We start from the raw sequence: 26,200 nt of genomic DNA, 5'->3' as shown, positions 1-26,200 counted from the left end.
AAAGACGGAGATGACCCAAGCATGATTTATCATTTTACTCTGACTTACCCCGAAAGCAAGACGCCAGAAGCCGTTGGCGACCTCCTGCGCGAATTGCTGCTGCCCCGCAAGTGGCGGCATTTTCTGCGCATTGAGAAACAAGTCCTCATCAACGGCAGCTACCGGAATTTCAACGAGCTGGTCCAGCCAGGCGAGGTCATTGACCTTTACCTGGACCAGGTTGCCTCTGCCCAAAGACCCTACCCGCCAAGCGGCCGGCTGCCAGAAGTGGTCTACGAGGACGCGAACCTTTTGGTCATCAATAAGCCTAAAGGGCAAAAGACCCACCCCAACCAGGGAGAAAACGGAACCGCCTTGAACGACTGTGCCAGCTACCTGGGCCAGAGTCCTTACATCATCCACCGCCTGGACATGCTGACTGGCGGCCTCTTGCTGGTCGCCAAGAATCCGGCCGTGGTCCCGATCATGAACCGGCAATTGCTGTCAAAGACTTTGAAGCGGGACTACCTGGCCACGGTCGACTTAACTGACTTGGGACAAAAATTGCCAGACTCCGGCACGATTAATTTGCCCATTGGCCAAGATCCCAATGACCAAAGAAAAAGAATGGTCCGCCCAGATGGCCTGCGGGCCGTCACCCACTACCAAGTGCTTGAAAGAGGCACGGCTTCCGCCAAGCTCCTGGTGAGCCTGGAGACCGGCCGGACCCACCAGATCAGGGTCCACCTGGCCAGCCTGGGCTGCCCCATCGTAGGTGACCCCCTCTACAATCCCCGCTATGCTGAAGGGCAAGAGCTGCAGCTGGCCGGCTGGCGGCTCTCCTTCATCAAGCCTTACAGTTTTGACCCGGTCCAGGTCCTTTTGCCAGCAGACCAAAGATAAGCTTGCGGTTCTAAATCCTTTTTGACGATTCAAATATGGCTATTATAGCCTAAAGAGCTGACTAGACCAAATTTTGTTCAGCAAAAAAGCAATCCAACGCGAAATTGGATTGCTCATGGATTGCTATTTGATTTGCAATAAGCGGCATCTGACCGTGAAGCGGGTCAGGCCGGAATAAGTACAGGTAAATAGGCTCAGATCGTACTTGCTCTTGACCATCTTGCTAATAGCCGTCGACTTCAAGACCTCCAGCTTTGCCACCCGGTAGACGTAACGCCTGCCGCTGGCAGCTTTGAAATAGACCTTGTCGCCGACCTGCAGCTGGTTCAAGCGGCCAAAGTGGTTCACGAAGTTGTGCCCGGCCACGACCCAGTCGCGGTCAGCAGCAGAGCCGGTATAAGTGGCCGGTGAGACCTCCAGCTGGCTGAAGCGCCACCTGCTGGCGACCGGCAGGGTCTGCTGCAGCTTGGGGAAGCTGAGATAGCCGCAATAAGCGGTTCCCCGCACCTCAATCGTGCTCTGGTCCTGCTGGCCGTTTTCTTGAGGTCTCTGTTCTTTCAGCTTCTGCACGACTGCTTGGGCTGAACTGCCGGCAGCGTGATCTTCAACTAGATTGTGGGCCAGCAGCTAACCGGCCAGTTGAGCTGGCCAGTCTGCGGCAGGCGTGGCATTTGCGGCAAAGTCTTGACCAAGCCATGGGTGCTGGAGCCTTTGGCAGACTGATGCTTGCTGGTCTGCTCTTGGCCAGGATATTCCGGTTTGGTCGGCACTCCCTTTCTGGTGCTGGGACTGGAGCTGGACTTGGATGATTTCTTCGGCTTTCGGTTGTTTTCAACTAGCTCATTAACATAAAAATAGCAGATAACATCAAATTAAACAGCAAGCTAACTTTGTCTAAAATTAAGGTAATCCGCTTTTATTTCTCTAGTTATAAACATAATCCTTTCAGATTCGCTGGGCAAGCACTTTTTGTGAAATTCTCATTAGTTTTTAGCAATCATAGCAATTTCAAATTTCACCTAACAGTTAAGCAACTGGCTGGCCTATTTCTTATTTTTGCTGTATGCTGACAGTCTACAGACGTGGAATACGGCGCGATTCATGTCTTTTAGCCAATCCGCATCCCAAAGAATAAGCCCCTTTCCCAAGCAGGTGAAAAAGGGGCTTTTATATTTTCATTACTAATTTATATCAGTTCCTTTGCAAAAACACTCAGCCATTCCTGAAAAAAGCTGCAGCCGACCAAATCTACCAGCCGATCTTTGGCTGACTTATTCCGAAAAAAGCGATTACGTCAACGTTTGCAGGCATTTTCATCATTTTTGCATAGCCACTTGGTCAGCCGTTTTGCCAGCGATCACCTATTGCAATGAATTTATAACTATCATTATTTTTGGCGTTTTTTCGTTTTTTAGACTAAAAAAATCCCGCTGAAGCGGCTCATCAAAGAACAAATGCCTTTGATGTCTGCTTCAGCGGGATCTGGTCAATGCTTAGCTAAAACACTGTCCCCGAAGAAAATCGCTGATTATTCTTCGTTAAGTGAGCTTCTGTCGAATGAAGCGTCAGCAGTCTTGTCGTCGATTGAAGGAGTGCCCATCCAGCTGATCATTTCCTTCATTGAGGCAGTGATTGCTTCAGTACCTGGCAAGAGCAGCTTGCGTGGGTCGTAACCCTTCTTGCTCTTGTCTTGGTCCTTGCCTTCTTCGATGTACTTGCGAGTAGCTGCTTGGAATGCAAGTTGGAATTCGGTGTTGATGTTGATCTTTGAAATACCCAAAGAAATAGCCTTTTCGATTTGGTCTTGAGGAATACCTGAACCACCGTGCAATACAAGTGGAGTTTCAGGAACAGCTTCAGCGATTTCCTTAAGACGGTCGAAGTTCAAGCCAGTCCAGCCTTCTGGGTAAACGCCGTGGATGTTGCCGATACCGCAAGCCAGCTTGTCAACGCCAGCTGCTACGAAGGCCTTAGCGTCTTCTACTGAAGCAAGTTCGCCGGCACCTTGGTTTTCACCGATCTTGCCGATTTCAGCTTCAACAGAAATGCCGCGTTCGTGAGCCAGCTTGATGATTTCCTTGGTCTTAGCCAAGTTTTCTTCAGTTGGCAAAGCGTGGCCGTCGAACATAACGCTTGAGTAGCCAAGCTTGATACATTCAACAGCTGAGTCGTAGTCACCGTGGTCCAAGTTCAAGATAACTGGAACTGAGATGTTCATTGAGTCCATTGAGTCTTCTACCAAGTCCTTAACGAGCTTGTAGCCACCCATGTACTTAGCAGCACCAGTTGAAACTTGAATCAACAATGGAGTTCTGGTTTCTTCAGCACCACGAAGAAGTGCGCGAGTCCATTCCAAGTTGTTAGTGTTGTAGGCACCAACAGCGTAGTGTTCCTTACGAGCCTTCTTAAAAATGTCATTACCGTTAACGAAATAAGCCATAAAATTACCTCCTAAGCTTCTTACAGGATCTATTGTACCCTAATAATGAATAGTTGAGCAAACAAAATCTGCCTTGAAAGCGTTTTTTTAACAAAATCTTGACTCTTTTGCACTTTGTTAAAGCTTGCTGCTTGGGAAATGAAAACGGCCCCTAGTAAAATAGCCGCCCGCGGCTGGCGGACGGCTATTGCGCATTTTTCACTTTTAAAAAATCTGTTATATCTTTCACAGTATTTGAAAGCTCTGCCTACTTGGCGATGACGACTTTGGTTCCCACCTTGATGCCGCCATTTTGCCGTTGGGTATAGATCCACTTGGCATCACTGACGGTCAAGCGGACGCAGCCGTGAGAGTCCGGCTTCTTGCCCAGAGTAGTCAAGTGAGCCCCGTTCTTGTAGCCATAGTAGTAGCTGCCGACGTGCTCACCGGAAGCGAAATTGTTGATTGGCACTGAGTGGAAGAGATAAACCCCATGCTGGTAGAAGGAAATAAAGTAGCGGGCGCCAACGCCGTTGGCATTGATGAACTGCTCGCCGCTTTCATTCTGCACATGGAAAGTGCCTAGCGGAGTCAGGCTGCGGCCCTTGGTAACCTTGCCGGCTGAAGCGTACATGACATAAATCACCTTGTCCCCGCTCATCACATAGGCCCGGCACTTGCTGATTGGGACCTTGAACCAGACGTTCTTGTACTTGCGCAGGTCCGGGTACTTGCGCTTGGTCTCACTGGGATACAGGTAGTATCTGCCAGTCATTGGCCGCATGTCGGTAGGGTCAGCAAAAACATCGTCAGTTTTCTTTTGCTGCTTCTTGCGCTTCTGCGTTGTTTTGGGCTTGTCTTTTGTCTGCGCGTGCGGCAAAGGCTGGAACACTGGAATCATCATCAGCGCCACAATCGCCAAAATCAGCGCCATCCCCATCCGCTTGTAGGCCTTGTTCATTTTTCTCTCTCTTCTCTATCGTTTTTTCGTGCTCAATACACATGCATCAATTATTCTAGCAGATCAAGCAAGCAGTTGCCATTAAAGCGCCCTTCTGTAACCAAACTTTAAAATTGCTGCCTGTTTTTCACCCTAACCAAAATTACTGTTTGGCAGGCTGATGCATTTTCTTTATTATCTAATAGAATAGGATAAAAAAATAGTAAAGCCGGCAAAGCTTTACTATTTCGCTTACTTTTTAACAGTAGTTTTACTTGTACTTGATGACGATCTTGGTCCCAACCTTGAGGTGACCAGCCAAGCGCTGGTTGTAAAGCCAGTGGGCGTCGCTCAAGGACAGGCGGATGCAGCCATGGGAGTCAGGCTTGGTCCCCAGAACGGTCAAGTGGGCCGCGCTGCCGACGCCGCCGTAGCCGTAATGGTAGCCGTTGTAGTAGACGCCTGAGCCATAATTGTTGATCGGCACGCTGTGGAACAGGTAGTCGCTGCCGTAGTAGGCCAGGTAATAGCGGCCGCCGACGCCGTCGGCTGACATGAATGACGGGCCATAAGCCGCCTTCAAGTGGAAGGTGCCGCGCGGCGTGTCGCTTTGGTAGACCCCATTGCTGTATTCAAACTGGCCTGCTGAGGAGTACATGGTGTAAACCGCCTTGTTGCCGCTCATGATGTAGGTCCGGTTGCCCAGAATGGAGACTCTGATCCACAGGTTCTTGTACTTGGCCAGGTTTGGATAAGCCCGCTTTTCACTGGACTTGAAGTAGTAATTGCCAGTCTTGGCCCGCATGTCGGCTGGATCGTAGTACGGCGCATTGGCTGGCTTGTGAAGGACCTGCTTGTAGCTGATCTTGACGGTTTCATTCTTGGTCTTGGAGGTCACCGTCTTGGCCTTGACTGAGGTCTTGCTCCGCTTGTAGCCTGCAACAGCTGGAATCTTGTACTTCTTCCATTTGCCTTTGGACCACTTGCCGTAAGACTTCTTGCTCTGCTTGCTGGTCTTGGTCAGCTTGCCGTTGGTATAGGTCTTGCTGGTCGTCACGGTCGTCGTAACCGTCCGTGAGATCTTGGCCTGCTGCTTGACGGTCTTGACCTTCTTGCCTGGACGGTAGATCTTGATCGTCCGGGTCTTAACCGCGTGCTGCTTGGACTTGGTCTTCTTGACTGACTTCTTGCTGGTAACGGCGTCCTTGACGGTCACCGTCACCTTGACCAAGTCGGTTGACTTGTCAGCGTAAGTAACCAGAACCGTGCCCGTGGACTTGCCAGCCTTGGCGGTTGACGGTGCCTGCTGCCAAGCATAGGCAGCCACGTGCTTCAAAGAAGCCGCGTTGGCGATAAAGTCTTTGGCATTCAGCTTGCTCCCGGTCTTGACGGTCACGCCGCTCTTAGCTGCTGGTACAAACTGGTCTGAGAACTGGATCACCCGCAAATAGGTTTCAACCTCATCGCTTGAGCCATCGTTATAGGTCACCAGAACCGTCGCCTTCAGGCTGTCGGTCTTTTTGGTCAAGTCCGGCATGGTCTTCCAGGTATAAGACTTAACGTTGGTCAATTCAGCCGTATTGGCAATCGCGTGCTTGGCAATTGCCTCCATGCCCTTGGCGTTCAGTTGCACCACCCAAGGCTGCTCTTCAGTGAAGGCACTCTTTGGCTCATTGCTGTCAGCCTGACTGGCTTGCACGGCGTCAGCCGCAGTCGCCGGATCCGCAGTCGCAGTCTGCGTGGCTGCCGGGTCAGCGTCAGCCTTGACCGCGGGACTTTGACCAAGGCACAGCAAGGTCAAAGCCGCTGCTGACAAGGCGGTAATATATTTTGCTCTTTTCATGGCTATCTCCTCTTTATTCGTTACTGTATCTCTTCATCAGCTTGGGCATCATAGCAGAAATTTCGGTCGGTCTGACCAGGTACTTGTCCTGGTAGAGCAGGTCCCCTGCCGCTGAGTGGCAGTGAACTGCCGCTAAAACCGCGTCCAGGCTTGGTCCAAACTGGCCCAGGAAGGCCGCGATGATTCCAGCCAGGGTGTCGCCCATGCCGCCCGTGGCCATGCCAGGGTTGCCCGCCGCGTTGAGATACGCCCTTTCTTGTGTTGCATCGTACACATGAGTGTGATTTGATTTCAGAACCAGTATAACATTTCTTTTCGGGAACAACTGCCGCAAGACCTGAAAATTGCGGACATTTTCCTGATCTGGAATCTTGATCCCGCTGAGCCGCTGCCACTCCATCTGGTGCGGGGTCAGCACGACTTGTTTGACCTTGATCAAGCTCAGCAAGTCTGGCTGCTGGGCGAGCAGGTCCAAGGCACTGGCGTCAAGCACCAAGCTCTGGCTGGGCGTGGCCAGCTGGCAAAGCTTGGTCAATAGTTCCAAGGCATAGGGACTATTTCCCAAGCCTGGTCCGCAAAGAACCACGTCCTGCTTTTTCAGCAGGTCCAGCACTCGCGCTTGCTCATGAATGTCCATAAACATGGCTTCTGGAACCCTGGCATGCAAGGCCGTCAGGTTGGCGGGATCCGTGGCCACGCTGGTCAGACCGGCGCCGCTGCTTACGGCGGCTTCAGCCGCCATCATGATGGCCCCGCCAAAGTTCTCAGTGCCGCCGATCAAGAGCACGCGGCCATAATTGCCCTTATGGCTTTGACTTGGCCGTGGCCGGATGACCCGGCGGGCAATCTCAGAACCAAACTCTTCCGTTTCCATTGCATCGCGCCTCGCTTTTATTTAGCCCCAAACAGGCTGCGCCAGATTCTGACGAAGATGTTGGCTTGGGCATTGTCTTGGACAGCCACGGCCGTAGTCGTCAGCTGCTTGCCGCTGAGCGTTTCCAGCTTGCCGGAAGTAGTTGCAAAGCGGTAGCTGGCCACAGCCTTGCCCTTGACGACTGGAGCAGCCACGGCCGCCTTGGACAGGCTGGTCTTGACCTTGCTCCCCTTTAAAGCCCAGATGGTCACGGTCTTGCCCAGAACCACCTTGCTGGAAGTCGACTTGCCTTCAGGCACCCTCACCGTGCTTGCGCCGCTGATGCTTGAGCCCTTGGCCAAAGTAATGGCATTGTAGCTGCTATAGACGAAGTGCATCAGCTTGGCCGTCTGCACGAAGCGGGACGGGTCATTGGAGTTGACGTGCTTGGCACCTAAAACGATCGTAATGATCCGGTGGCCGTTCTTTTTGACCGTCCCAGCGAAGCAGGCGCCTGCCTTATCGGTCGTGCCGGTCTTCAGCCCGTCAACTGGCAAATCCGCATAGTAGGCGCTCATTCCTGGCAGCATCCAGTTCCAGTTGGTCATCGTGTTCTTGGTGGACCCATTGTCAAAAGTCATCGTCTTCACTGAGGTAGTATCGATGACTTCTGGAAAATCGTCCAACAGGTGCTTGGTAATAATGGCCATGTCGCTGGCGGACAGTTCGTTTTCAACGTTTTTGCCGATGCCAGGGTAAGCAGCCGCACCCAGGTTGCCGTTAGCCAAGCCACAGGCGTTGTAGATCTTGGCATCGTCAATACCCCAAGACTTGACCAGAGAACGCATTTTTTTGACGAAAGCGACCTGGTCGCCGCTGATCGCCTTGGCCAAGGTCATGGCCGCCCCGTTGGCTGATTCAATCAAAGTTGCTTGATAAAGCTGCTTGATCGTGTATGAGTGGTCCGTGTAAAGGGGCACGTTGGAATATTCGGTGTTTTGGCTGACTTTGGCAATGGCCTTGGTTGGCGAAACCTTGTCCGTCCAGGCCAGCTTCCCCTGCTTGACGGCCCGCAAGGTCAAGTAGGTGGTGATCAGCTTGGTCATAGAAGCAATTGAGCGTGGCTCATTGGCATTCTTGGCATAGAGCACCTGACCAGTTTCCGCGTCAATGGCAATCGCGCCCTTGACAGCCAAGTCCAAGCTCTTTTCTTGGTAGCTGCTGACCGCGGCTTGAGCCTGGCTGGCGAATGGGCTGCCGGCAAGGGCTAGAGAAGCGGCCGCTGCCGCCGAAATTAGCACTTTTTTAAATCTTCTGAACAAAATATTTCCTCTCTTTTCAAAAAAATTAGTTTTCGCACTTCCATTTTAGCAAAATTTTGGTATTATTAAATATGTGCTCAGGCACGAGATGCCCACTTGGCGGAATTGGCAGACGCGCAGCGTTCAGGTCGCTGTTCTGGCAACAGAGTGAAGGTTCGACTCCTTTAGTGGGCATGAATGGATGACTAGATTACATCTAGCATATATGGGAGTAAGAGCAGGTTTCGGCCTGCTCTTTTATTTTGCGCTCATCTAATTTAGGTGAGCGTTTTTTGATTTGGTCAATCGAATGCGGAAAAGTATCGTAATTGAAGACTTTTCGGGAATCAGTTTCCAAAAAACGCCGCCAAGACAATGTCTTAACTAAAAAAATCCCCTCGAATCAGTTTCGAGGGGATTTTTATCGCATCTTTTATTTAGGAAGGAACTTCGCAAGCTGGAGTTTAGTGAGAAGCGCCGGAAGTCGTGTCTGGAGCATTCTCTGGCTTAGAAGCGCTCGATACGGCTTGAACCTTCAAAGCTTCACTCTTGTCTTCTGAGTGGCCGGAAGCGCCTGAGGCCGTATCAATGTTCAGCCCAAACTTGTCAGCAAAGTATGAGAATGGGTGAAGGGCTTCAGCGTGGTAGTACTTCACGAATTCTGGGTCGTCCAAAGTGTTCAATTCAGTTGAGTAAGCCATGTGCTTGGTGTACTTAACGTCAATGAAGGCAGGACCATCCATCTTCTTCCATTCCTTAACGGCAGCTTCGAATTCAGCCTTGTCGTGAACAGTGAAGGCCTTCACGTTCATGCCTTCGGCTACCTTAGCCCAGTCGTTGTCTGGCAGGATAACGCCTGAAAGTGGCTGGTTTGATTCGTCGCGTTGTTCAGCTTCGATGTAGCCCAAAGTTTCGTTGGTGAAGACTACAGTCAAAACGTGCATGTTGTAGCGAGCCATGGTCAACAGTTCTTCGCTCATCATCGCGAAGCCACCGTCACCAGCCAAGTGCCATACTTCACGGTCTGGGTAGGCAGTAGCGGCCGCCATGGCAGCTGGTGAGCCGTAACCCATCGTCGCGTACAAGCCTGAAGTAGTCCAGCGCTGCTTGCCGTTCATTTCCAACAAGCGGCAGTGGTCCATGTCGACGTTGCCGACGTCAATGGCAAAGACGGCATCGTCAGCGGCTTCCTTGTTGATAACGTCCCAGATTGGTTCTTGGCGAACGCGCCCTTCGTCCTTCAAGTGGTCATCAGCGAAGGATTTGCGCCATGCATCCCATTCTTCACGGTCAGCCAAAGCTGCCTTGTAAAGCGGTGATTCTTCGCGGGCTTCGCCAGCGTCGATCAGGGCCCGCAATGCCTTCTTGGCGTCAGCCTTCATGGCGACGTCTACTGAGTGGCGCTTGCCAAGCTTTTCTGGGTCAACGTCGATTTGGATGACCTTAGCGTCCTTAGGGAACCACAGAATTGAGAATGGTGAGTTGTTGCCGACCCAAACTACCAGGTCAGTGTGGCCTTGAACTTCATTAGGAGCCTTAGCGCCGATTCTGCCGATCGTGCCGAGGTATGGCTTGAATGAGTCTTCAACGATCCCCTTGCCCAAGTATGATGACATCATTGGCATCTTGAACTTATCTGAGAATTCCTTCAATTCTTCAGCAGCGCCTGAAGCACCCAAGCCGAAGTAGACAACTGGGTTCTTGGCTTCCTTGATCAAGGCGGCGGCAGCTTCAACGCTTTCCTTGGTTGGAGCAGCGTAGTTGTCAGCTGACAGGTTGTTGGCTGATACGCGGTAGTTGTCGTCGATTTCTTGCCAGCCGAAGTCCTTAGGAATGATCAAGACTGCCGGCCCCTTCTTAGCGTAGGCCGTCCGGATCGCGGTGTCCATTAAGACCGGCAAGGATTCCTTAGTCTTGGCTTGGTGAACCCAAACGGCAACATCGCGGAACCAAGGCATTTCGTCAAAGGCTTGGAAGAAGTTGACGTCTTGCCGAGAAGTTGGCACGTTAGCGACCAAAGCAACCAATGGGGTCTTGTCGTATTTAGCATCATACAGACCATTCATCAGGTGAACGGCACCAGGGCCGGCTGAGCCCATGCAGACGCCGAGCTTGCCAGTCAGCTTGTATTCAGCTGAAGCAGCCAAGGCAGCAGCTTCTTCATGACGGACCTCAATGAACTTGACCGTGTCTTGCATTTCATAGATCGCGTTCATGGTTGAGTCAAATGAGCCGCCTGGCAGACCGTACAAGTGGTCAATTCCCCACTTATTCATAACATCTAAAACAGCGTTAGCACCTTTAATTTTAGCCATAAGTGAATCTCCTTGCGTTCTTACTTATCTTTTTACTTACACTTGTAATTATATGCTTCCTGAAAACGCTGTCAATATTGTGAAAATAGTAATTAATCCGGTTACATTTGCCAGTGTTTTCTTTCGTTTGCGCAAGCGGCTTTCAGGCTAACCATAAGTTCAATTGGCTAAAACAGTTCTGCATCCCCTGCCAAGAAAAAAGAGACCCAAACGGGTCTCTAAAAAACGCAAAGCGCTTTAAGCTTCTTCAAATTCAATGATGCTCTTGGTTGAAATGTAGGCTGGCGCGAATTGGCCCCAGTTGTACTTTTCAACCTTCAAGAAGTCACCTGCCTTGGCAGAAACGACGTATTCGGCACACTCTTCCAAGTTCTTGAACTGATCAGTGTAGAAGGTTCCCTTCTCAGTCACCAGCTTCAGCTTGCCGGCAAACATTTCCCGCTTCTTGGCATAATTTTCACGACCATTGCGGTGGTTGTCGCGGTAGCCATTTTGCCGGCCGCCATTGTCCCGGTCATGGTAGTCGCTGCCATTGCGGCGCTTGTAGCTGCCTCTTTGGCGATTGCCGTAGCGGCTTTCGCGCTTGCGGACAACGAAGCGCTGATCGCCAGCAATCTTCTCTTCTGCCTGTTCTTCTGGCTTTTCGGCCGTTGGTTCGGCAGGCTCGGCTGATGCTGGCCGTTCTGCCACCGGCTTTTCCGGCTTTTCCCCTTCTTGCTGATCCATCGCAAATGGCAATTCTACTTCTGGATGGCTGGTAATGCGTTCATTTTCTGGGGCTTCCGCCTTGGCTGGCCGCGGCATCTTCTTGACGAAGTGCGGACCAGCTGCCGGCTTTTCTTCTGCCTTGACCTCTTCTGCTGCTTCTGGCTGTTCTTCTGGCTTTTTGGCAGCCTGTTCTTCCTTTCTCTTTGCTTCTGCTGCTTTGACTTCAGGCTGCTCTTCTGGCTCAGCCGTCTTTTCAGCCGTTGCTGCTTCTGCTTTGACCTCTTCTGCCGCTTTTGCTTCTTCGGCAGCTTCTGGCTTTTCGACAGCTTCTACCGGCTTCTCCTTGACTTCAGCCTTTTCATCATCGTCAAAGTGGTCTTGGATGTACTGAACGGCAGCTGGGCCCCAGAACTTCTTATTGTGGTTCTTCTCGTCAATGAAGTCTGGCTTGATTTCCTTATGCTCCCGGATGAAAGTGCGCAGCTTCTTCTTTCCCAGGCCAGTCGTTTCCGCGATGGCATTGATGTCCAGCAAGCCATCGTGCGTGGCTGGCGACGCGTTTTGCGCGGACTTGGGCACCTGCTTGCCTAAATCCTGGAAGATCTGGCCCAGCGCTCGCTCGTCATAAAACTTGGTTCCGCTCGGATCAACCAGCGCTGGCTTGAACTTGAACTTCATGTTTACCAGGTAATAGATTTGCTGGCTGGAAACCTTGGCCAGCTTTGCGATTTGATCCATTGAATAGTATTGTTGTGCCATTTTCGTTAACTCCCTCTTCTGTTCCTTGCCTGCTAATTTTCCTTAATTTGTTAAGCAATCTAAAGGCTATCATGATAATTCATTTTTAATTTTACGTCATTTTGCCCGCAATTGCGCACAATTTGCGAAAATTGCACAAAAAAGAAGAAACCACTGAAGCGGTTTCTTCTTTCATTTTTAAGATATGTGATTTAACAATACAGGCACTGACTACCAGTCGTAGTCTTCAGTGTCTTGGATGCCCAAGCCGGTTGCCTTGTCGAGCAGGATTCTTTGCTCGAAGTGGGCAACGTTGAGCTTGGTTTCCTTGACCATGTCTGGGTTGACTGATACGTAGTCAATCCCGCTGCGTACCAAGAACTCAGTGAAGTCTGGGTATTCAGACGGTGCTTGGCCACAGATGGAAACAACCTTGCCATCCTTGTGGGCAGTCTTGATCAAGTGCCGGATTGCCCGCTTAACCGCCAAGTTGCGCTCGTCGTAAAGGGCAGATACGCGGTCGTTGTTCCGGTCAGTCCCCATGATCAGCATGGTCAAGTCGTTGGAGCCGATTGAGTAGCCGTCAACAAACTTGTTGAACTTGTCGGCCAGGATGATGTTTGAAGGAATTTCAGCCATCATGTAGACCTTGAAGTCGCGGCTGCGCTCCAAGCCTTCATCTGCCATGATCTTAGTCACCTTTTCCGCCTCTTCGACAGTCCGGCAGAATGGAATCATGACGTTCAGGTTCTTCAAGCCATATTCGTTTCTTACCTTCTTGACTGCTTCCAGCTCCAGCTTGAAGGCTTCAATGTACTTCGGGTCATAGTAGCGGCTTGCTCCGCGCCAGCCAAGCAGGTCAGCCGGTTCATGCGGTTCAAACTTGTCCCCGCCCTTCAAGTTGCGGTATTCACTGGACTTGAAGTCTGAGAATCTCAAAACGACTGGTCTTGGGTTCATTGCCCGGCAGACCTTGGAGATCCCGTTGGCCAATTCGTTGACGACGCGCTCTGGGTGACCAGTTTCGATCAAGTACAACGGGTGCTGGTGGATGTAAGTGGTCCACAAGAATTCTTCCCGCATCAGGCCGATCCCGTCAGCTGGCAGAGTTGAGTACTTGTCAGCCAAGTCAGGGTCACCCAAGTTCATCATGACTCTCGTAGCCGTTGGTGGGAAGTATTCAGCCGCAACCGCGGTTTGCACGGTGTTTTCCTTCTTAGGCTTAACGATCTCCTCGGCTACCCCTTGGTAAACGATCCCGTTCTTGGCGTCAACGGTAACTTCTTGGCCAGTCTTCAGGATTCTGGTTGCGAAAGTGCCGCGGCTGGCAGTCCCGACAATACATGGGATCTGCATTTCACGAGAAACAATCGCCGCGTGGCAGGTCATCCCACCGTTGTTGGTAATGATGGCGGCAGCCTTCTTCATCGCTGGTACCCAGTCTGGTGAGGTCATTAAGGTAACCAGGATTTCGCCCTTCTTGAATTCGCCAATGTCCTTCGGGTCATCGATGACGTGCACGATCCCGGAAGCTACGCCTGGGCTGGCTGGCAGACCCTTAACCAGAACTTTGTTGCTTGATTCAGCAACTTCCTTCTCTTCAGCAGGCTTCTCGCCTTCCTTCTTGCGTTGTGACCAAACGGTTTCAGGACGGGCTTGTACGAGCCACAGCTTGTCATTCTCGTCGCGTGACCATTCCATGTCCATGTAGCAGCCATAGTGCTGTTCGATCTGCTTTGCATAGCCGGCCAGCTCAATGACTTGCTCATCAGTCAAGCAGGCACTCTTAGCCACGTCTTCTGGCACGTCGCGCTGCTCAACCCCGCCGCCTGGGAGCCGGATCAATTCAATGTTCTTGTTGTTGATCGTCTTGCGGCTGATCTTCATGGTTTCCTTGTCAACTTCAAAGTTGTCAGGAGTAACCGTCCCTTGAACGATGTATTCGCCCAAGCCCCATGACCCTTCGATCATGACCTTGGTGTCATCACCGTTGGCAACGTTGACCGTGAACATGACGCCGGCAGCCTTTGAGAAGGCCATCATCTGTACGGCAGCTGACAAGGCGACCTTCTCTTGTGGGAACTTCTGCTTGATCCGGTAGTAGGTTGCCCGGTCAGTAAACAGTGAAGCGTAACAGTCTTGAACCTTGCGGATTACGTCCTTGCGGCCGCGAACGTTAAGGTAAGTGTCTTGTTCGCCAGCGAAGGAAGCGTCTGGCAAGTCTTCGGCGGTCGCACTTGAACGAACGGCTACGTAAGGCTCGTTTTGACCGGTGATCTGTGCCAAGCGGTCATAAGAGTTGCCGATATCTTCTGCCAGGTCTTCTGGCATTGGTGCTTCGCGCATGATCTTTCTGATTTGGCTGCATACCCGGTGAAGCTCTTCAGAATCTTCTGGATCCTTCAGGGTAGCAAGCAAGGCATTTACCTTTTCGTTCAGGCCATTGACTTTCATGAAATGACGATAACCGTGGGCAGTAGTCGCGAACCCGTAAGGAACAGGAACGTTGGTGCCTGAAGTTAATTCACCCAATGATGATGATTTACCGCCAACCAGAGGCACGTCCGCGCGACGCAGCTGGTTGAACCAAAGTACATAAGCATTCTTACGTTCTTCTTCAGTTAATTCTTTCTTTTCAACATCCATTGTTTTCACCTCATATCAAAAAATGTCATGGTGTATTCAGCTCTGTAAGCCTTTTCACCTTTCACCTATGATTATTGTCCTTTTGTGAAAAAATGTCAACTATTTTTAAAATAATTTTTGCATTATATTTTCGTAACCGCTTTATCTACCGCTATTATTGGGATCTTATGGTAATTTTCCTTCCCGTTTTATGAGAAAAATTTGAGATTATATTCACAAATAGCACAATGGTTTTATCGGGCGACCGGGCTTCAAGCCCTCATAGTACGGCATTTGTGCCAGGTTTGCGTTTCCGCTTTCATAAGCCAAAATTGACATTTTTGCTCAACTGTCTGCTTCTTCTGCTGCAGATTGCGGGCAACTTTTTGCCATTTTTATCATAAAAGAAGGCAAATATTATCTTTTGTTTGAAAAGATCTGGCAATAATTGGAATGAGTTGAAGGCAAATACCACAAAACGTGCAAAAAGTCCTGCCATCAATTAAGATGGCAGGACTTCTTTTGCAGAATTTTTTATCTCAATCAGGCTTCCTCGCTTCCCCAGACTTCTTCAATCATCGGGAAGGTTGACCAAGCCTTGGGCCAGCCGCAGTAAAAGGCCAGCTGGGTGACCAGCTCCACGGCCTCTTCCTTGCTGATGCCGTGCCGCTTTCCAATTTCCAAGTGGGCCTTGAGCTGCGGGTACAAGCCAGCTGAAAACAGGGCGGCGATCGTAATCATGCTCCGGTCGCGGGCAGAAAGCTTGTCTTCCCTTGACCAGACTTGCCCAAACAGAACGTCATCATTTAATTCCGCGAACTTTGGGGCTAGCTTGCCCAGATGATCGCGACCAGCAGTTTGTTTCTCCACTATCATTAGCTCCTTTTCTCTTGTTCTCGCTTTTTAGCGCAGACTCTCGTAGAAAGCCTGGTCTACCGGCTCTTGCCAGTTGGTGTCTTCATCCCCGACAATGATGGATAGGTGGCTGAACCAGGAATCCCGAGCGGCCCCATGCCAGTGGCGGGTGCCAGCTTCAATCACGACCACCGTGCCTTCTGTCATCTTGATCGGTTCTGTGCCTTCTTTTTGCACCCAGCCTTCACCGCCGGTGCCGATCAGGATCTGCGGAAGATTGTGGCTGTGCCAGTGGTTGATGGTTCCGGGCGCAAAAGTTACCTGGGCAACGTGTGCCTTAGCCCCATTGCCTTCGGCCAGGCCGTGCAGATAGCTCTTGCCGGTAAAATACTTTTCATATGGATTCAAGACGCCAAAGCCAAAGGCGCTGTTCTTGACGCTTTCTTCATTCTTAGCCATTTTTTGCCTCACGATCTGTTTGCTTACCGAACTTTTGCTTTTTATCTTTGCTTATAATAATAAAATCCTGGCCAAAAATTCGCTAATAGCAATTCATCAAGTCGCGACTTGCACTTTTTGCATAGGCATCCCCTAAAACGCCAGGGCATTAAGTCACTGGCCAAAACAGCACAAAAAAACACTCATCTAACGATGAGTGTTCCAAAGGCTCCAGCTTAAAGGCAATAGCTTAATTGCCCTAAAACGAGAGCTGCTTTCTTGGGTTTTAATCTAAGTGCAGCATATGGGTAATGCGGGTGACGCGGCTGCCCAAAACCCGTTCAGCCAGGCCGGACTTCAGGGTCAAGCCGCCGTAAACGACTACCCCGGCCAAGACGCCGACTCCGCACAGGACAAGGGCTGGCATCCGCCGGTCAAGCGGCAGGAAGAGGCTGCAGACTTTCACAGCCAGGCAGACGGCCGCGAACATGATCAAGCTAAAGCTGGCGATGCCGATAAAGCGACGCATGGTCCGGTCAGACCGCCATCTGTACTTGACTGCCAAGTGCTTCAAAGAACAGGCAATCACTACCAGCAAGCCGATATTCGTCGCCAAAAGCGGTCCATAGACCTTGAAAAAGCGGATCATCGGGTACTGCGCCACCGCCTTGATGATCAAGCCGATCACCAGGTAGCGGATAGCGTACATGTTCTCATCCAGCCCCTGTAAAATCGCCATCAAGACCGTGAACAGGCCCAGGCTGATTGAGGTAAAGGAGGACAGGTACAAGATGTTGGCCCCCAACTGGTCGTAGCCGTAGAAAATGGTGTACAGCGGCGCGGCAATGGCCGCCATTCCCAAAGCAGCTGGAATCAAGACGAACAAGAAAAGCTCCAGGGTATTCCCGATCTGGCGGGAAATATCCTTGTAGTCTCCTCGCGCGTGCGCCCCGGACAAAAGCGGAATCGCTGTGACCGCCATGGCCGTGGACAGGGAAACCACGATCATGATCAGCTTGTTGGCGTTCAGGCCAAACAAGGCGTACCAGCTTTCAATCGTATCATACGACGCGTGCGTCAGTCCGGCAATCATCGGATGGAAAGTATACTGGTCAATCAACTGAAAGAAGTTGATCCCAGAGTCAATGATAATGAACGGGATCGACTGGCCAATAATTTCAAAGAGCAGGCTGTTGGTTGAAACCTGCACCTGGTTGGCTGACCTTCTGACCAAGGGATCCACCTGCCGCTTCTGGCGCAGGTAGAACATCACCAGCATGCCGATGGCAAAAATTGCCCCGATTGCCGCGGCCAGGTTGGACTGGGTTACGGCATCAACGTAGTTGCCATGCTGAACCTGCATGATCACGTAGGCCGTCGCCAGCATCCAGATCACCCGGGCCAGCTGCTCCACGAACTGTGACATGGCACTTGGCATCATGTCGTTAAAGCCCTGGAAGTAGCCTCTGAAGATACTCAGGATCGGAATGATCAAGATGGCATAGGACAGGCTGCGGATGACCGGAATCTCCTGCTGGTTGAAACTGGCAAAAACCGGCGCGCAAAAGTACATGATCGCGGCGGCAATGACCCCAAAGACGGACATCAGGCCCAAGCCGTGCTTAAACAGCTTGCGCCCAACGCCATACTCATTCAAGGCATTGTACTTGGCGATCTGCTTGGCGACTGCCCCCGGAATGCCGGCCGTTGAAATGATGATGAACAAGCTGTAGATGTTGTAGCTCTTCGCCGTCAGCGAATTGGCCAGGTTCCCATACTTGCCCATCCAGGCATACCAAGGAATGATGTAGATCGCACCCAAGATCCGTGACACGATTGACCCGAAGGTCATCCAAGCCGAACCCTTCAACAGCTGCGCTTGCGAGTTGTTCTGTGATTTGTTTCTTGCCATAAATTTTCCCTAACTTCTATACTTCAACCTTATATCTTATGACAGATTTGGCTTGAAATATACCATTTTGTTGTTTATTTAGGAAAAATTAGATTATTTGGCAACGATGTTGACGATCTTGTTTGGTACGACGACGATCTTCTTGATTTCCTTGCCGTCAACGAATTCCTTGACGTGTTCAAGCTCGAGAGCTTGCTTTTGCAGGTCATCCTTGCTTGCATCCTTGTTAGCAGTGAAGATGCCCCGCTTCTTGCCGTTGACCATGACTGGGATTTCAACGGTTGCTTCAACCAGCTTGCTTGCGTCGTAGCTTGGCCATGGAGCCAGCTGAACTGATTCGTTGTGGCCAAGGACTTGCCAGATTTCTTCCATCATGTGCGGTGCGACTGGAGCCAGCAGCTTGACGAAGCCTTCAGCGTATTCCCGTGGAATCTTGTCGACCTTTTGGCAGGCGTTAATGAAGACCATCATTTGTGAGATAGCAGTGTTGAAGTGCAGCTGCTCGAAGTGGTCGGTTACCACCTTGACGGTTTGGTTGTAGAGCTTGTCCAGCTTGCCGTCATTTTCATCAGAGATCTTGTCGCTTGGAATTGGGTCCAGGTCAAGGTCGTTGACGAAGGTCCGCCATACTCTGTCCAGGAACTTCTTTACCCCGCTTGGGCCGTTGTCGTCCCAGTCGATTGAGGCGTTCAATGGGCCCATGAACATTTCGTAGGTCCGCAGACTGTCGGCACCGTATTCAGCAACGACGTCGTCTGGGTTGACCACGTTGCCCTTGGACTTGGACATCTTTTCGTGGTTCTTCAGGATCAGCCCTTGGTTGTACAGCTTTTGGAATGGTTCCTTGGTTGGCACGACGCCCAAGTCGTACAGGAACTTGTGCCAGAATCTAGCGTAAAGCAGGTGCAGGGTCGCGTGTTCAGCCCCGCCGATGTAAAGGTCGACTGGCATCCAGGTCTTGAGCAGGTCTGGGTCAGCCAGGCACTTGTCGTTGTTTGGATCAACGTAGCGCAGGAAGTACCAGCTTGAGCCAGCCCATTGCGGCATGGTGTTGGTTTCCCGCTTGCCCTTGCGGCCGTTTTCGTCAACCACGTTTACCCAATCTTTCAAGTTGGCCAATGGGCTTTCCGGCGTGCCTGAAGGCTGAATGTTGGTTGCCTTTGGCAGGCGCAGCGGCAATTCATCTTCTGGAACCAAAGTGGTTTCGCCGTCTTCCCAGTGGATGACTGGAATTGGCTCACCCCAGTAGCGTTGACGAGAGAAGTCCCAGTCCCGCATCTTGTAGTTGACCTTCTTTTCGCCGAAGCCCTTGTCTTCCAGCCATTCAACCATCCGCTTCTTGGCTTCTTCGTTGTGCAGGCCGTCCAAGAAGTCAGAGTTGACGTGGGCACCGTCGCCGGCGTAGGCTTCCTTCTCGATCTGGCCGCCTTGTACGACTTCCTTGATTGGCAGGTGGAACTTGCTTGCAAAGGCGTAGTCACGCTCATCGTGGGCTGGAACGGCCATTACGGCACCAGTACCGTATGAAGCCAGAACGTAATCTGAGATCCAGATTGGCACGGCTTCGCCGTTGACTGGGTTGATCGCGTAGGCACCGGTAAATACCCCGGTCTTGTCCTTGTTCAAGTCAGTTCTTTCCAAGTCAGACTTGGATTCAATGGCCTTGATGTAGGCGTCAACGGCTGCCTTTTGTTCAGGAGTGGTGATTTCTTGAACCAGGTCGCTTTCTGGAGCCAAAACCGTGTAGGTGCACCCGAACAAGGTGTCTGGACGGGTAGTGAAGACCTCAAAGCTCTTGTCGGAGTCCTTTACTTGGAAAGTAACTTGGGCACCAACTGAACGGCCGATCCAGTTTCTTTGCATTTCCTTGATTGGCTCTGGCCAGTCCAAGTCATCCAAGTCTTCCAAAAGACGGTCCGCGTAAGCGGTGATCCGCAGCATCCATTGCCGCATCTTCCGCCGATAGACTGGGAAGCCGCCACGTTCGGTCTTGCCGTCGATAACTTCTTCGTTGGCAACGACCGTCCCCAAGTCTGGTGACCAGTTGACCGGCACTTCAGCTTCGTATGCCAAGCCCTTCTTGTACATTTGCTCGAAGATCCATTGGGTCCACTTGTAGTAGTTAGGATCAGTCGTCTTCAATTCGCGGTCCCAGTCATATGAGAAGCCAAGGCTTTGCAGCTGCTCCTTGAAGCGGGCAATGTTCTTGTCCGTGAAGGTTGCGGGGTCATTGCCAGTCTGCAGGGCATATTGTTCTGCTGGCAGACCAAAAGCATCCCAGCCCATTGGGTGCAGCACGTTGTAGCCTTGGGCCCGTTTCATTCTGGCCATGATGTCAGTAGCGGTGTAGCCTTCTGGGTGGCCGACGTGCAGCCCCTTGCCTGATGGGTAAGGGAACATGTCAAGAACGTAATACTTTGGCTTGTTGGGGTCAGTCCCGGTCTTGAACGTCTTGTGTTCAGCCCAGTACTTTTGCCACTTCTTTTCAACGACTTTGTGGTTGTACATACTATGAAATCCTTCCTAAAACAAAAAAACGCCCTATGTCATGACATAGGACGAGTTGAATATCGCGGTACCACCTAAGTTCCGCGCCTTTGGGCGCGACACTCTTTGTTCCTTAAAGCGGAACAGCACTTCAGACCTGATGCACGGGCGAGTTCGAAATCGTGGCTTAGGGCCTCGCAGCACCGGCCCCTCTCTGCAAAGTTTAAGATTTCTAATACTCCCTGCTTCTGAACTTTATTATTTTCTCAATAATGATTATACTTTACCACATAAGTCAAATTTTACAAGAGGGGAAGAGTTTTTTGATAAATAATAAAAATAACAGCCAGCACCGGGTCCTCCTCGGCTTTGGTCTGGCTTTTTTAGTAATCTTCGCGGTCTGGGTTGGCTTGGTCGCCAGCCAGTCCAGTTTTATTGCCGGCTATGACCGGGTGATCTATGGCGCCATTCAGAACAGCAATCAGGCTGAATACCGGCTCGCATCGCTTTGGACCCAGGCCGGCGACACGATCGTCATCACGGTAATTTCAATCGCCCTGGTGCTCATCCTGGCCATCTTCAAGAAATACGGCTATGCGATCTTCACGGGCCTGGTCATGATCTGCGCCAACGGCTGCAACTCGATCATCAAGCACGTCGTAAAACGGCAAAGACCGCGCATCGCCGCGTCCTTGAACGCGACTGGCTTCTCATTCCCGTCCGGCCACTCAGTCGGGTCCATGTCGCTGGCGATCGTGCTGATCACCCTGATCTGCCTGCTGGTCAAGCAAAAGCCTGCCAAGACGATCTTAATCGCCCTCTGCGTCTGCTTCACCCTGTCGATCGGCTTCACCAGAATGTACCTGCACGTCCACTGGCCAAGCGACGTGACTGGTGGCTGGCTTGAAGGGTTGACCTTTGGGCTTCTGGGCGCCTGGATCCTGCTTTGGAGTGAAGAGCGCAAGGCCGCCAAAGAAAGACTTTGGCAATAGCAATCCGCAAATCAAAGACAGAATAGCAAAAAGACCGCTAGCAGCGCTAGTGGTCTTTTTGCATGATTTTTTATTGCCTGTCTGCCTGCTCTCTTTGTCCTTTGTAAATATGGTTGAAGACCAAGGAAAGCAGCAAGGCCGCCAGGGAAAGCAGGTAGATCCCCCGCATGGACGAGCGCAGGATCTCCCGCAGCGGCGCCAGACTGGATGCTGGCAAGGTCTTGGCCTGGGCCGCGGAAACGATCTTGTTCATCATTTGGCTGGTCAAGCCTGGGTGCTTGGCCAGGCCGCTGGCAACTACGCCGTTAAAGACCATCCCGTAGCAGACCATCATCATGGTCTGTCCCAAGTACTTCATCAAGGTGTTAAACGAAGTCGCCACGCCGACTTCCGTAGGCTTGACGACCGCTTGGGCCTGCACCTGGCTGGCTGTGGCCATGGCCCCAAAGCCGGTCCCATGGAAGAAGGAAGCGACGCAGAAGCACCAAAATGGCGTGTAAGTCGGGAAAAAGACCAAGGCCAGGTCAGCTGCGATCAACAAAGTGATCGCGGCGTCAAAGAACTTCTGTGACCCCCAGCGGCCCATTAAGTCGCCGGCCAGGAAAGAGCCAAAGACCCACATTAAAGCGCTTGGGGTAACGGCGAAGCCGGCCAAGGTAGCCGGCAGGCCATTGATCCCCTGCAGCCAGGTTGGAATGTAGAACTCAAGTCCGATGACCACGCCCGAAACCAGCAGCTGCAGCATGTTGACCCCAACGAATTCCCGGTTTTTGAGAATCTCAAAAGGAATGATCGGGTCGTCCGCCCGGCGCTCGATTTTGATAAAGGCCCAGCAAGCCGCAACCGCCACCAGAGCCAAGAGGACTTCCGGCCAAGAGAAACCGGATTCCAATTCCTGCAAGAGGACCATCACGGCCAGGATCAAGGTCACCAGGGCCAAGCTGCCGGCCAAGTCAATCTTGAGCTTGCCGCGGCTCCTTTCTTCATGCAGGAAAAAATGGACGATCAAAAAGGCGATGATGCCAATCGGCACGTTGATAAAGAAGACCCAGTGCCAGGACAGCTGCTGCACGATCAAGCCGCCCAATACCGGCGCGATAATCGAAGCCAGGCCCCAAAAAGCGGACGTCAGCCCCAGCATCTTAGCCCGCTTGTCGATCGGGTACATGTCAGCCAGAACCGTGGCCCCTGCCGTCTGAATTGCCCCAGAACCCAAGCCCTGGATGGCTCTAAAGATGATCAATTCAACCATATTGGTCGAGAGCCCGCAAAGCGCCGAACCCACGACAAAAATTCCAATGCCAAACAAAAAAACTGGCCGTCGCCCAATGCTATCAGCCAGTTTCCCATAAATTGGCGTTGAAACAGCCGTCATCAGCAAGAAGACGGACACGACCCAGCTCATGATGGCCAAGCCATCCAGATCAGACACGATCGTGGGCATCGCCGTAGAAACGATCGTCCCCTCAATCGCTGACATAAAGGTCGTGATAAAAACAGCGAGCGTGACCATTTGCACGTTTGTCTTTTTCATGTTTTCTCCAACTAATTTATGTTACGTTTTGTACTAATGTCCAAAATTTGCTATTCGATTTTACTTTGCCGGCGCGTGCTTTTCAACAAAGTCCCGCAAAACCTGAACGCGGTCGGTGTGCTCCCAAGGCAAATCCACGTCAGTCCGGCCGAAGTGGCCGTAAGCCGCGGTCTGCTTGTAGATTGGCCGGCGCAGGTCCAGCATCTTGATAATGCCTGCTGGACGCAGGTCAAAGGAAGCACGGACCGCTTGCGTCAGCAGCTGGTCGCTGACCTTGCCAGTCCCGGCAGTGTCTACCATGATTGAGACCGGGTGGGCCACGCCAATGGCGTAAGCCAACTGGACCTCGCAGCGGTCGGCCAAGCCGGCAGCCACGATGTTCTTGGCAACATAGCGGGCTGCGTATGAAGCTGACCGGTCAACCTTAGTGGCGTCCTTGCCTGAGAAGGCGCCGCCGCCGTGACGGGCATAGCCGCCATAAGTGTCGACGATGATCTTGCGGCCAGTCAGGCCCGCGTCCCCCTTAGGACCGCCGATAACGAACCGGCCGGAAGGATTGATCAGGAACTTGGTGTCATCGTCGAGGTATTTGGCAGGAATCACCCGCTTGATCACGTCGTTGATCATTGCCGCTTGAATTTCTTCATTAGAAACTTCACTGTCGGTCTGGGTTGAGATTACGACCGTGTCAACCCGCTTTGGCTGGTTGTTTTCATCGTATTCAACCGTCACTTGCGCCTTGGCGTCTGGCCGCAGCCAGGTCAATGTGCCGTCCTTGCGCAATTTTGCCACCTGCTGCATCAGCTTGTGGGCCAAAGAGATCGGCAAAGGCATCAATTCTGGCGTTTCGTTGATGGCAAAGCCAAACATCAAGCCTTGGTCACCGGCACCGATTTGGTCGAGCTCGTCAGTCTCGCCATCAGAATCGCGAACTTCCAGGGCTTCGTCAACGCCGCCGGCAATATCTGGCGACTGCTCGTCGATCGCGAGCAGAATCGCGCAGTTGTCAGCGTCAAAGCCGAGTTCTGGACGGTCGTAGCCAATTTCCTTAATTGTCTGCCGCGCTACCTGTTGGTAGTCAACGTTTGCGGTCGTTGAAATTTCCCCAAACAGCAAAACCAAGCCCGTCGTGACGGAAGTCTCGCAGGCCACGTGGGCTTGCGGATCTTGGGCCAGGACGGCATCCAAAATGGCATCGGAGATTTGGTCAGCAACCTTGTCTGGGTGCCCTTCAGAAACTGATTCAGACGTAAATAAATGTTTTTCCATGTGTATTGTGTCCCCCTATAGACTAGCTACACGGTTACAAGGCATCTTCACTCGCGTGAATCCTATCAGGACTTGTAACAATAATAGTATGATGACTTTGTTGTTCAGCTTTTATATTAAAAAAAGATTGCCAATCCTGGCAATCTTCTGAACAATGGAGGATATAGGGCTCGAACCTATGACCTCCTGCTTGTAAGGCAGATGCTCTCCCAGCTGAGCTAATCCTCCATATGACCCGTACGAGATTTGAACTCATGTTACCGCCGTGAAAGGGCGGTGTCTTAACCACTTGACCAACGGGCCGCTTCTTAAGCACGCTCTCTAGTATACATGATTCCTTAGGGAATGCAAGCAAAAAATTGAATTTTTCACTTACGCATTGCCAAACGATAAAAAAGAAAGACCACTGAAGCAAATTTCAGTGGTCTTACAACTATTATAGCGGCGGGGGGGATCGAACCCTCGACCTCCCGGGTATGAACCGGACGCTCTAGCCAGCTGAGCTACACCGCCATAAGCACAATAACTAATATACCAAACCATTCCCCACTTGGGAAGACCTTTTGGCAATTTTTTTGACTTTTTTTAGTGTGCCTATTCTGTCCGTTCAAGTGCCGTTTCCAGCATGTGGCGGATCTTGTGCTGGCTGATGTCCAGGATCACCACGTAGAAAACCCGGCCAAAGCGGGCCTCATCGACCAGCTTGCCGTTGTCAAAGACTTCCTTGATCCGCCCATCCATGGTCTTGATCCGGTAGTCGACGTAATCATTGGAGCGGCGTTCAAGCTGCTGATCGATTTCTCTATTGACCCGCTCCCGGTCCGCTTCATAAACGATCCCGTCAAAAGTGCATCCAGTATAGTTCATCAGCTCATCAAAGCTGGTGCAGCCCATCATCGTAATCATTTCCGCGTTGGCAAACAGAATCTCATGATCGCCATCAGCCCGGTAGATCAAGATAGCGCCGGGCAGGTTGTTGGAGATGTCATCCAGACTGAAGCTCAGCTTGCTGCGCTGCTCAGTGCCCATGTCTGGCTGGTACTTGGCAAAAGAGTCCTTGGAATTCATTTTAACGTTGTACAAGGCCATATCCGCGTGACTCAGAGCCATTTGATAGGTATAGCCCTGGTGCGGATAGACAGCGTAGCCAATTGAAACCGTATATGGGCATTTCTTGCCCCGGTCCTCGTAGTACTTGGCCATGTTGGTCAGCTTGGTCAAGCCGATTGGATTGTCGCCTGGAATCAGGGCACAGAACTCATCACCGCCGTTGCGGCAGAGAATGGCATCTGGACCAAAGCAGGCCTTCATATTCGCTGCCAAATCCCGCAGCACCCCATCGCCCACTTCATGGCCATACAGATCGTTGACCAGCTTAAAGTCGTCAATGTCGACCATGACTACCAAAGCGGGCCGCCCCCGGTGCCTTTTATTGGCAATATAGTGGTCAACCTTCTCATCAAAAGCCCGCCGGTTGTACAAGTGGGTCAAGCTGTCGACTGATGAAAAGATTTCCAGGCTAGCCTGGCGGTAGTGCTGGCGGACGACCGCAAGCGTAATCAAGATCAAAAAGACCGAAACCGCGACATTCAGAGCGATTTCACCATTATGACTGGAGACTACGTGGCCATTAACGACATTAATGTGTGAATCAAAGAACAGCGTCGTGCATACGGTCAATAAGACCACAAAGGTGATCCCCAGCACGTAGATCATGTATTTTCGATAACTCTTCTTCATTGAGGCAAGATCCTTCCAATCCATCCTGACAGCGCATTCAAAGCAAAAATATTATACACCAGCTGTTATCTGCTTGACAGTCTGACGCCACAATTAATTAGAACATATAAGTATAGTTAAATTGAAATAATCTAGCTGACCTTTTGCCAACAAAAAAAGGGAATCTTTGACAAGATTCCCTTTACCTAGCGGAGTGTGAGGGATTTGAACCCTCGATACAGGTATTCGCCCGTATACATGATTTCCAATCATGCTCCTTCAGCCACTCGGACAACACTCCATTATTAAATTAAAACTCCGCCTGTCAGACTCGAACTGACGACATCCTGATTAACAGTCAAGCGCTCTA

19 protein-coding genes, 5 tRNA genes and 1 riboswitch are annotated in these 26,200 nt (G+C 51.4%); of the genes, 3 read left to right on the top strand and 21 right to left on the bottom strand.

What is annotated here, in order from left to right:
• Positions 1 to 21: 21 nt before the first annotated feature.
• On the top strand, positions 22 to 882 hold the full coding sequence (locus tag OCH80_RS06195; protein ID WP_206988523.1) for a pseudouridine synthase: 861 nt from the start codon (positions 22 to 24) through the stop codon (positions 880 to 882).
• Positions 883 to 1,005: 123 nt separating this feature from the next.
• On the opposite strand, the gene OCH80_RS06190 is transcribed toward OCH80_RS06195, so the two are convergent.
• The 7 genes from OCH80_RS06190 to OCH80_RS06160 all read right to left on the bottom strand — a co-directional run bounded on the left by OCH80_RS06190 (position 1,006) and on the right by OCH80_RS06160 (position 8,259).
• Positions 1,006 to 1,452, bottom strand: a complete 447-nt coding sequence (locus tag OCH80_RS06190; RefSeq protein WP_404538995.1) for a sortase — start codon at positions 1,450 to 1,452, stop codon at positions 1,006 to 1,008.
• A gap of 38 nt (positions 1,453 to 1,490) precedes the next feature.
• Positions 1,491 to 1,652: a hypothetical protein gene (locus OCH80_RS06185; protein ID WP_404538992.1), complete on the bottom strand. Its 162-nt coding sequence runs from the start codon at positions 1,650 to 1,652 to the stop codon at positions 1,491 to 1,493.
• A gap of 758 nt (positions 1,653 to 2,410) precedes the next feature.
• Complete coding sequence (locus tag OCH80_RS06180) at positions 2,411 to 3,322, bottom strand: ketose-bisphosphate aldolase (protein WP_404538989.1); 912 nt, start codon at positions 3,320 to 3,322, stop codon at positions 2,411 to 2,413.
• 247 nt (positions 3,323 to 3,569) lie between these two features.
• Positions 3,570 to 4,262, bottom strand: coding sequence for a L,D-transpeptidase (locus OCH80_RS06175; protein ID WP_404538987.1), 693 nt, complete (start codon positions 4,260 to 4,262; stop codon positions 3,570 to 3,572).
• A gap of 250 nt (positions 4,263 to 4,512) precedes the next feature.
• Entirely contained in the window at positions 4,513 to 6,084 is a 1,572-nt protein-coding gene (locus OCH80_RS06170) for a Rib/alpha-like domain-containing protein (RefSeq protein ID WP_404538984.1), read from the bottom strand.
• A gap of 13 nt (positions 6,085 to 6,097) precedes the next feature.
• The gene (locus OCH80_RS06165) at positions 6,098 to 6,958 is read right to left on the bottom strand and encodes an NAD(P)H-hydrate dehydratase (protein WP_404538982.1); all 861 of its coding nucleotides are present in this window, start codon (positions 6,956 to 6,958) and stop codon (positions 6,098 to 6,100) included.
• A 17-nt stretch (positions 6,959 to 6,975) separates the two neighbouring features.
• On the bottom strand, positions 6,976 to 8,259 hold the full coding sequence (locus OCH80_RS06160; RefSeq protein ID WP_404538979.1) for a serine hydrolase: 1,284 nt from the start codon (positions 8,257 to 8,259) through the stop codon (positions 6,976 to 6,978).
• A 90-nt stretch (positions 8,260 to 8,349) separates the two neighbouring features.
• Here OCH80_RS06160 and OCH80_RS06155 point away from each other — a divergent pair.
• Positions 8,350 to 8,433 (top strand) — tRNA-Leu (locus OCH80_RS06155).
• 269 nt (positions 8,434 to 8,702) lie between these two features.
• Here OCH80_RS06155 and spxB read toward each other — a convergent pair.
• From spxB to leuS, 7 genes are all read right to left on the bottom strand, one after another.
• Positions 8,703 to 10,553, bottom strand: a complete 1,851-nt coding sequence (gene spxB / locus OCH80_RS06150) for a pyruvate oxidase (protein WP_404538976.1) — start codon at positions 10,551 to 10,553, stop codon at positions 8,703 to 8,705.
• A 237-nt stretch (positions 10,554 to 10,790) separates the two neighbouring features.
• The gene (locus OCH80_RS06145) at positions 10,791 to 12,020 is read right to left on the bottom strand and encodes a hypothetical protein (protein ID WP_404538973.1); all 1,230 of its coding nucleotides are present in this window, start codon (positions 12,018 to 12,020) and stop codon (positions 10,791 to 10,793) included.
• 210 nt (positions 12,021 to 12,230) lie between these two features.
• Positions 12,231 to 14,645, bottom strand: coding sequence for a phosphoenolpyruvate synthase (ppsA, locus tag OCH80_RS06140; protein WP_154549351.1), 2,415 nt, complete (start codon positions 14,643 to 14,645; stop codon positions 12,231 to 12,233).
• A gap of 522 nt (positions 14,646 to 15,167) precedes the next feature.
• Positions 15,168 to 15,497 carry a carboxymuconolactone decarboxylase family protein gene (locus OCH80_RS06135; protein ID WP_326832029.1) on the bottom strand — a complete coding sequence of 110 codons (330 nt, stop codon included), beginning with the start codon at positions 15,495 to 15,497 and terminating at the stop codon, positions 15,168 to 15,170.
• A gap of 30 nt (positions 15,498 to 15,527) precedes the next feature.
• Positions 15,528 to 15,938 carry a cupin domain-containing protein gene (locus OCH80_RS06130; protein WP_404538969.1) on the bottom strand — a complete coding sequence of 137 codons (411 nt, stop codon included), beginning with the start codon at positions 15,936 to 15,938 and terminating at the stop codon, positions 15,528 to 15,530.
• Between the two features lie 265 nt (positions 15,939 to 16,203).
• Positions 16,204 to 17,829 (bottom strand): polysaccharide biosynthesis C-terminal domain-containing protein, encoded by a 1,626-nt coding sequence (locus OCH80_RS06125; protein ID WP_404538966.1) that lies wholly within the window; start codon positions 17,827 to 17,829, stop codon positions 16,204 to 16,206.
• 93 nt (positions 17,830 to 17,922) lie between these two features.
• On the bottom strand, positions 17,923 to 20,337 hold the full coding sequence (gene leuS / locus OCH80_RS06120; RefSeq protein WP_404538963.1) for a leucine--tRNA ligase: 2,415 nt from the start codon (positions 20,335 to 20,337) through the stop codon (positions 17,923 to 17,925).
• Between the two features lie 305 nt (positions 20,338 to 20,642).
• Here leuS and OCH80_RS06115 point away from each other — a divergent pair, with 305 nt between their 5' ends.
• Positions 20,643 to 21,308: a phosphatase PAP2 family protein gene (locus tag OCH80_RS06115; RefSeq protein WP_404539038.1), complete on the top strand. Its 666-nt coding sequence runs from the start codon at positions 20,643 to 20,645 to the stop codon at positions 21,306 to 21,308.
• 70 nt (positions 21,309 to 21,378) lie between these two features.
• Here the strand turns inward: OCH80_RS06115 and OCH80_RS06110 are convergent, their stop codons facing one another.
• From OCH80_RS06110 to OCH80_RS06080, 7 genes are all read right to left on the bottom strand, one after another.
• Positions 21,379 to 22,842 carry an MDR family MFS transporter gene (locus OCH80_RS06110; RefSeq protein WP_404538960.1) on the bottom strand — a complete coding sequence of 488 codons (1,464 nt, stop codon included), beginning with the start codon at positions 22,840 to 22,842 and terminating at the stop codon, positions 21,379 to 21,381.
• A 60-nt stretch (positions 22,843 to 22,902) separates the two neighbouring features.
• Complete coding sequence (metK, locus tag OCH80_RS06105) at positions 22,903 to 24,111, bottom strand: methionine adenosyltransferase (RefSeq protein WP_404538957.1); 1,209 nt, start codon at positions 24,109 to 24,111, stop codon at positions 22,903 to 22,905.
• Positions 24,109 to 24,194, bottom strand: a riboswitch (SMK box riboswitch). It overlaps the preceding gene by 3 nt.
• 72 nt (positions 24,195 to 24,266) lie before the next feature.
• Positions 24,267 to 24,339 (bottom strand) — tRNA-Val (locus OCH80_RS06100).
• Between the two features lie 3 nt (positions 24,340 to 24,342).
• A tRNA-Glu gene (locus tag OCH80_RS06095) sits at positions 24,343 to 24,414 on the bottom strand.
• 136 nt (positions 24,415 to 24,550) lie between these two features.
• Positions 24,551 to 24,624: transfer RNA gene (locus OCH80_RS06090), tRNA-Met, on the bottom strand.
• Positions 24,625 to 24,705: 81 nt separating this feature from the next.
• Positions 24,706 to 25,851, bottom strand: a complete 1,146-nt coding sequence (locus OCH80_RS06085; protein WP_404538954.1) for a diguanylate cyclase domain-containing protein — start codon at positions 25,849 to 25,851, stop codon at positions 24,706 to 24,708.
• 189 nt (positions 25,852 to 26,040) lie between these two features.
• A tRNA-Ser gene (locus OCH80_RS06080) sits at positions 26,041 to 26,131 on the bottom strand.
• Positions 26,132 to 26,200 lie beyond the last annotated feature (69 nt).

The organism is Lactobacillus sp. 23-2 (assembly GCF_044902225.1).
In the GTDB taxonomy this organism is placed as follows: Bacteria; Bacillota; Bacilli; order Lactobacillales; family Lactobacillaceae; genus Lactobacillus; species Lactobacillus absianus.
The sequence above is the reverse complement of the archived record's forward strand: the minus strand, read 5'-3'. Positions and strand labels throughout refer to the sequence as shown.

Excerpts from the sequence above, each read along its gene's own strand:
- OCH80_RS06195 (WP_206988523.1), top strand. The coding sequence starts at position 22 with ATGATTTATCATTTTACTCTGACTTACCCCGAAAGCAAGACGCCAGAA.
- OCH80_RS06180 (WP_404538989.1), bottom strand. The coding sequence starts at position 3,322 with ATGGCTTATTTCGTTAACGGTAATGACATTTTTAAGAAGGCTCGTAAG.
- OCH80_RS06175 (WP_404538987.1), bottom strand. The coding sequence starts at position 4,262 with ATGAACAAGGCCTACAAGCGGATGGGGATGGCGCTGATTTTGGCGATT.
- OCH80_RS06170 (WP_404538984.1), bottom strand. The coding sequence starts at position 6,084 with ATGAAAAGAGCAAAATATATTACCGCCTTGTCAGCAGCGGCTTTGACC.
- OCH80_RS06165 (WP_404538982.1), bottom strand. The coding sequence starts at position 6,958 with ATGGAAACGGAAGAGTTTGGTTCTGAGATTGCCCGCCGGGTCATCCGG.
- spxB (WP_404538976.1), bottom strand. The coding sequence starts at position 10,553 with ATGGCTAAAATTAAAGGTGCTAACGCTGTTTTAGATGTTATGAATAAG.
- OCH80_RS06145 (WP_404538973.1), bottom strand. The coding sequence starts at position 12,020 with ATGGCACAACAATACTATTCAATGGATCAAATCGCAAAGCTGGCCAAG.
- ppsA (WP_154549351.1), bottom strand. The coding sequence starts at position 14,645 with ATGGATGTTGAAAAGAAAGAATTAACTGAAGAAGAACGTAAGAATGCT.
- OCH80_RS06130 (WP_404538969.1), bottom strand. The coding sequence starts at position 15,938 with ATGGCTAAGAATGAAGAAAGCGTCAAGAACAGCGCCTTTGGCTTTGGC.
- OCH80_RS06125 (WP_404538966.1), bottom strand. The coding sequence starts at position 17,829 with ATGGCAAGAAACAAATCACAGAACAACTCGCAAGCGCAGCTGTTGAAG.
- leuS (WP_404538963.1), bottom strand. The coding sequence starts at position 20,337 with ATGTACAACCACAAAGTCGTTGAAAAGAAGTGGCAAAAGTACTGGGCT.
- OCH80_RS06110 (WP_404538960.1), bottom strand. The coding sequence starts at position 22,842 with ATGAAAAAGACAAACGTGCAAATGGTCACGCTCGCTGTTTTTATCACG.
- metK (WP_404538957.1), bottom strand. The coding sequence starts at position 24,111 with ATGGAAAAACATTTATTTACGTCTGAATCAGTTTCTGAAGGGCACCCA.
- OCH80_RS06085 (WP_404538954.1), bottom strand. The coding sequence starts at position 25,851 with ATGAAGAAGAGTTATCGAAAATACATGATCTACGTGCTGGGGATCACC.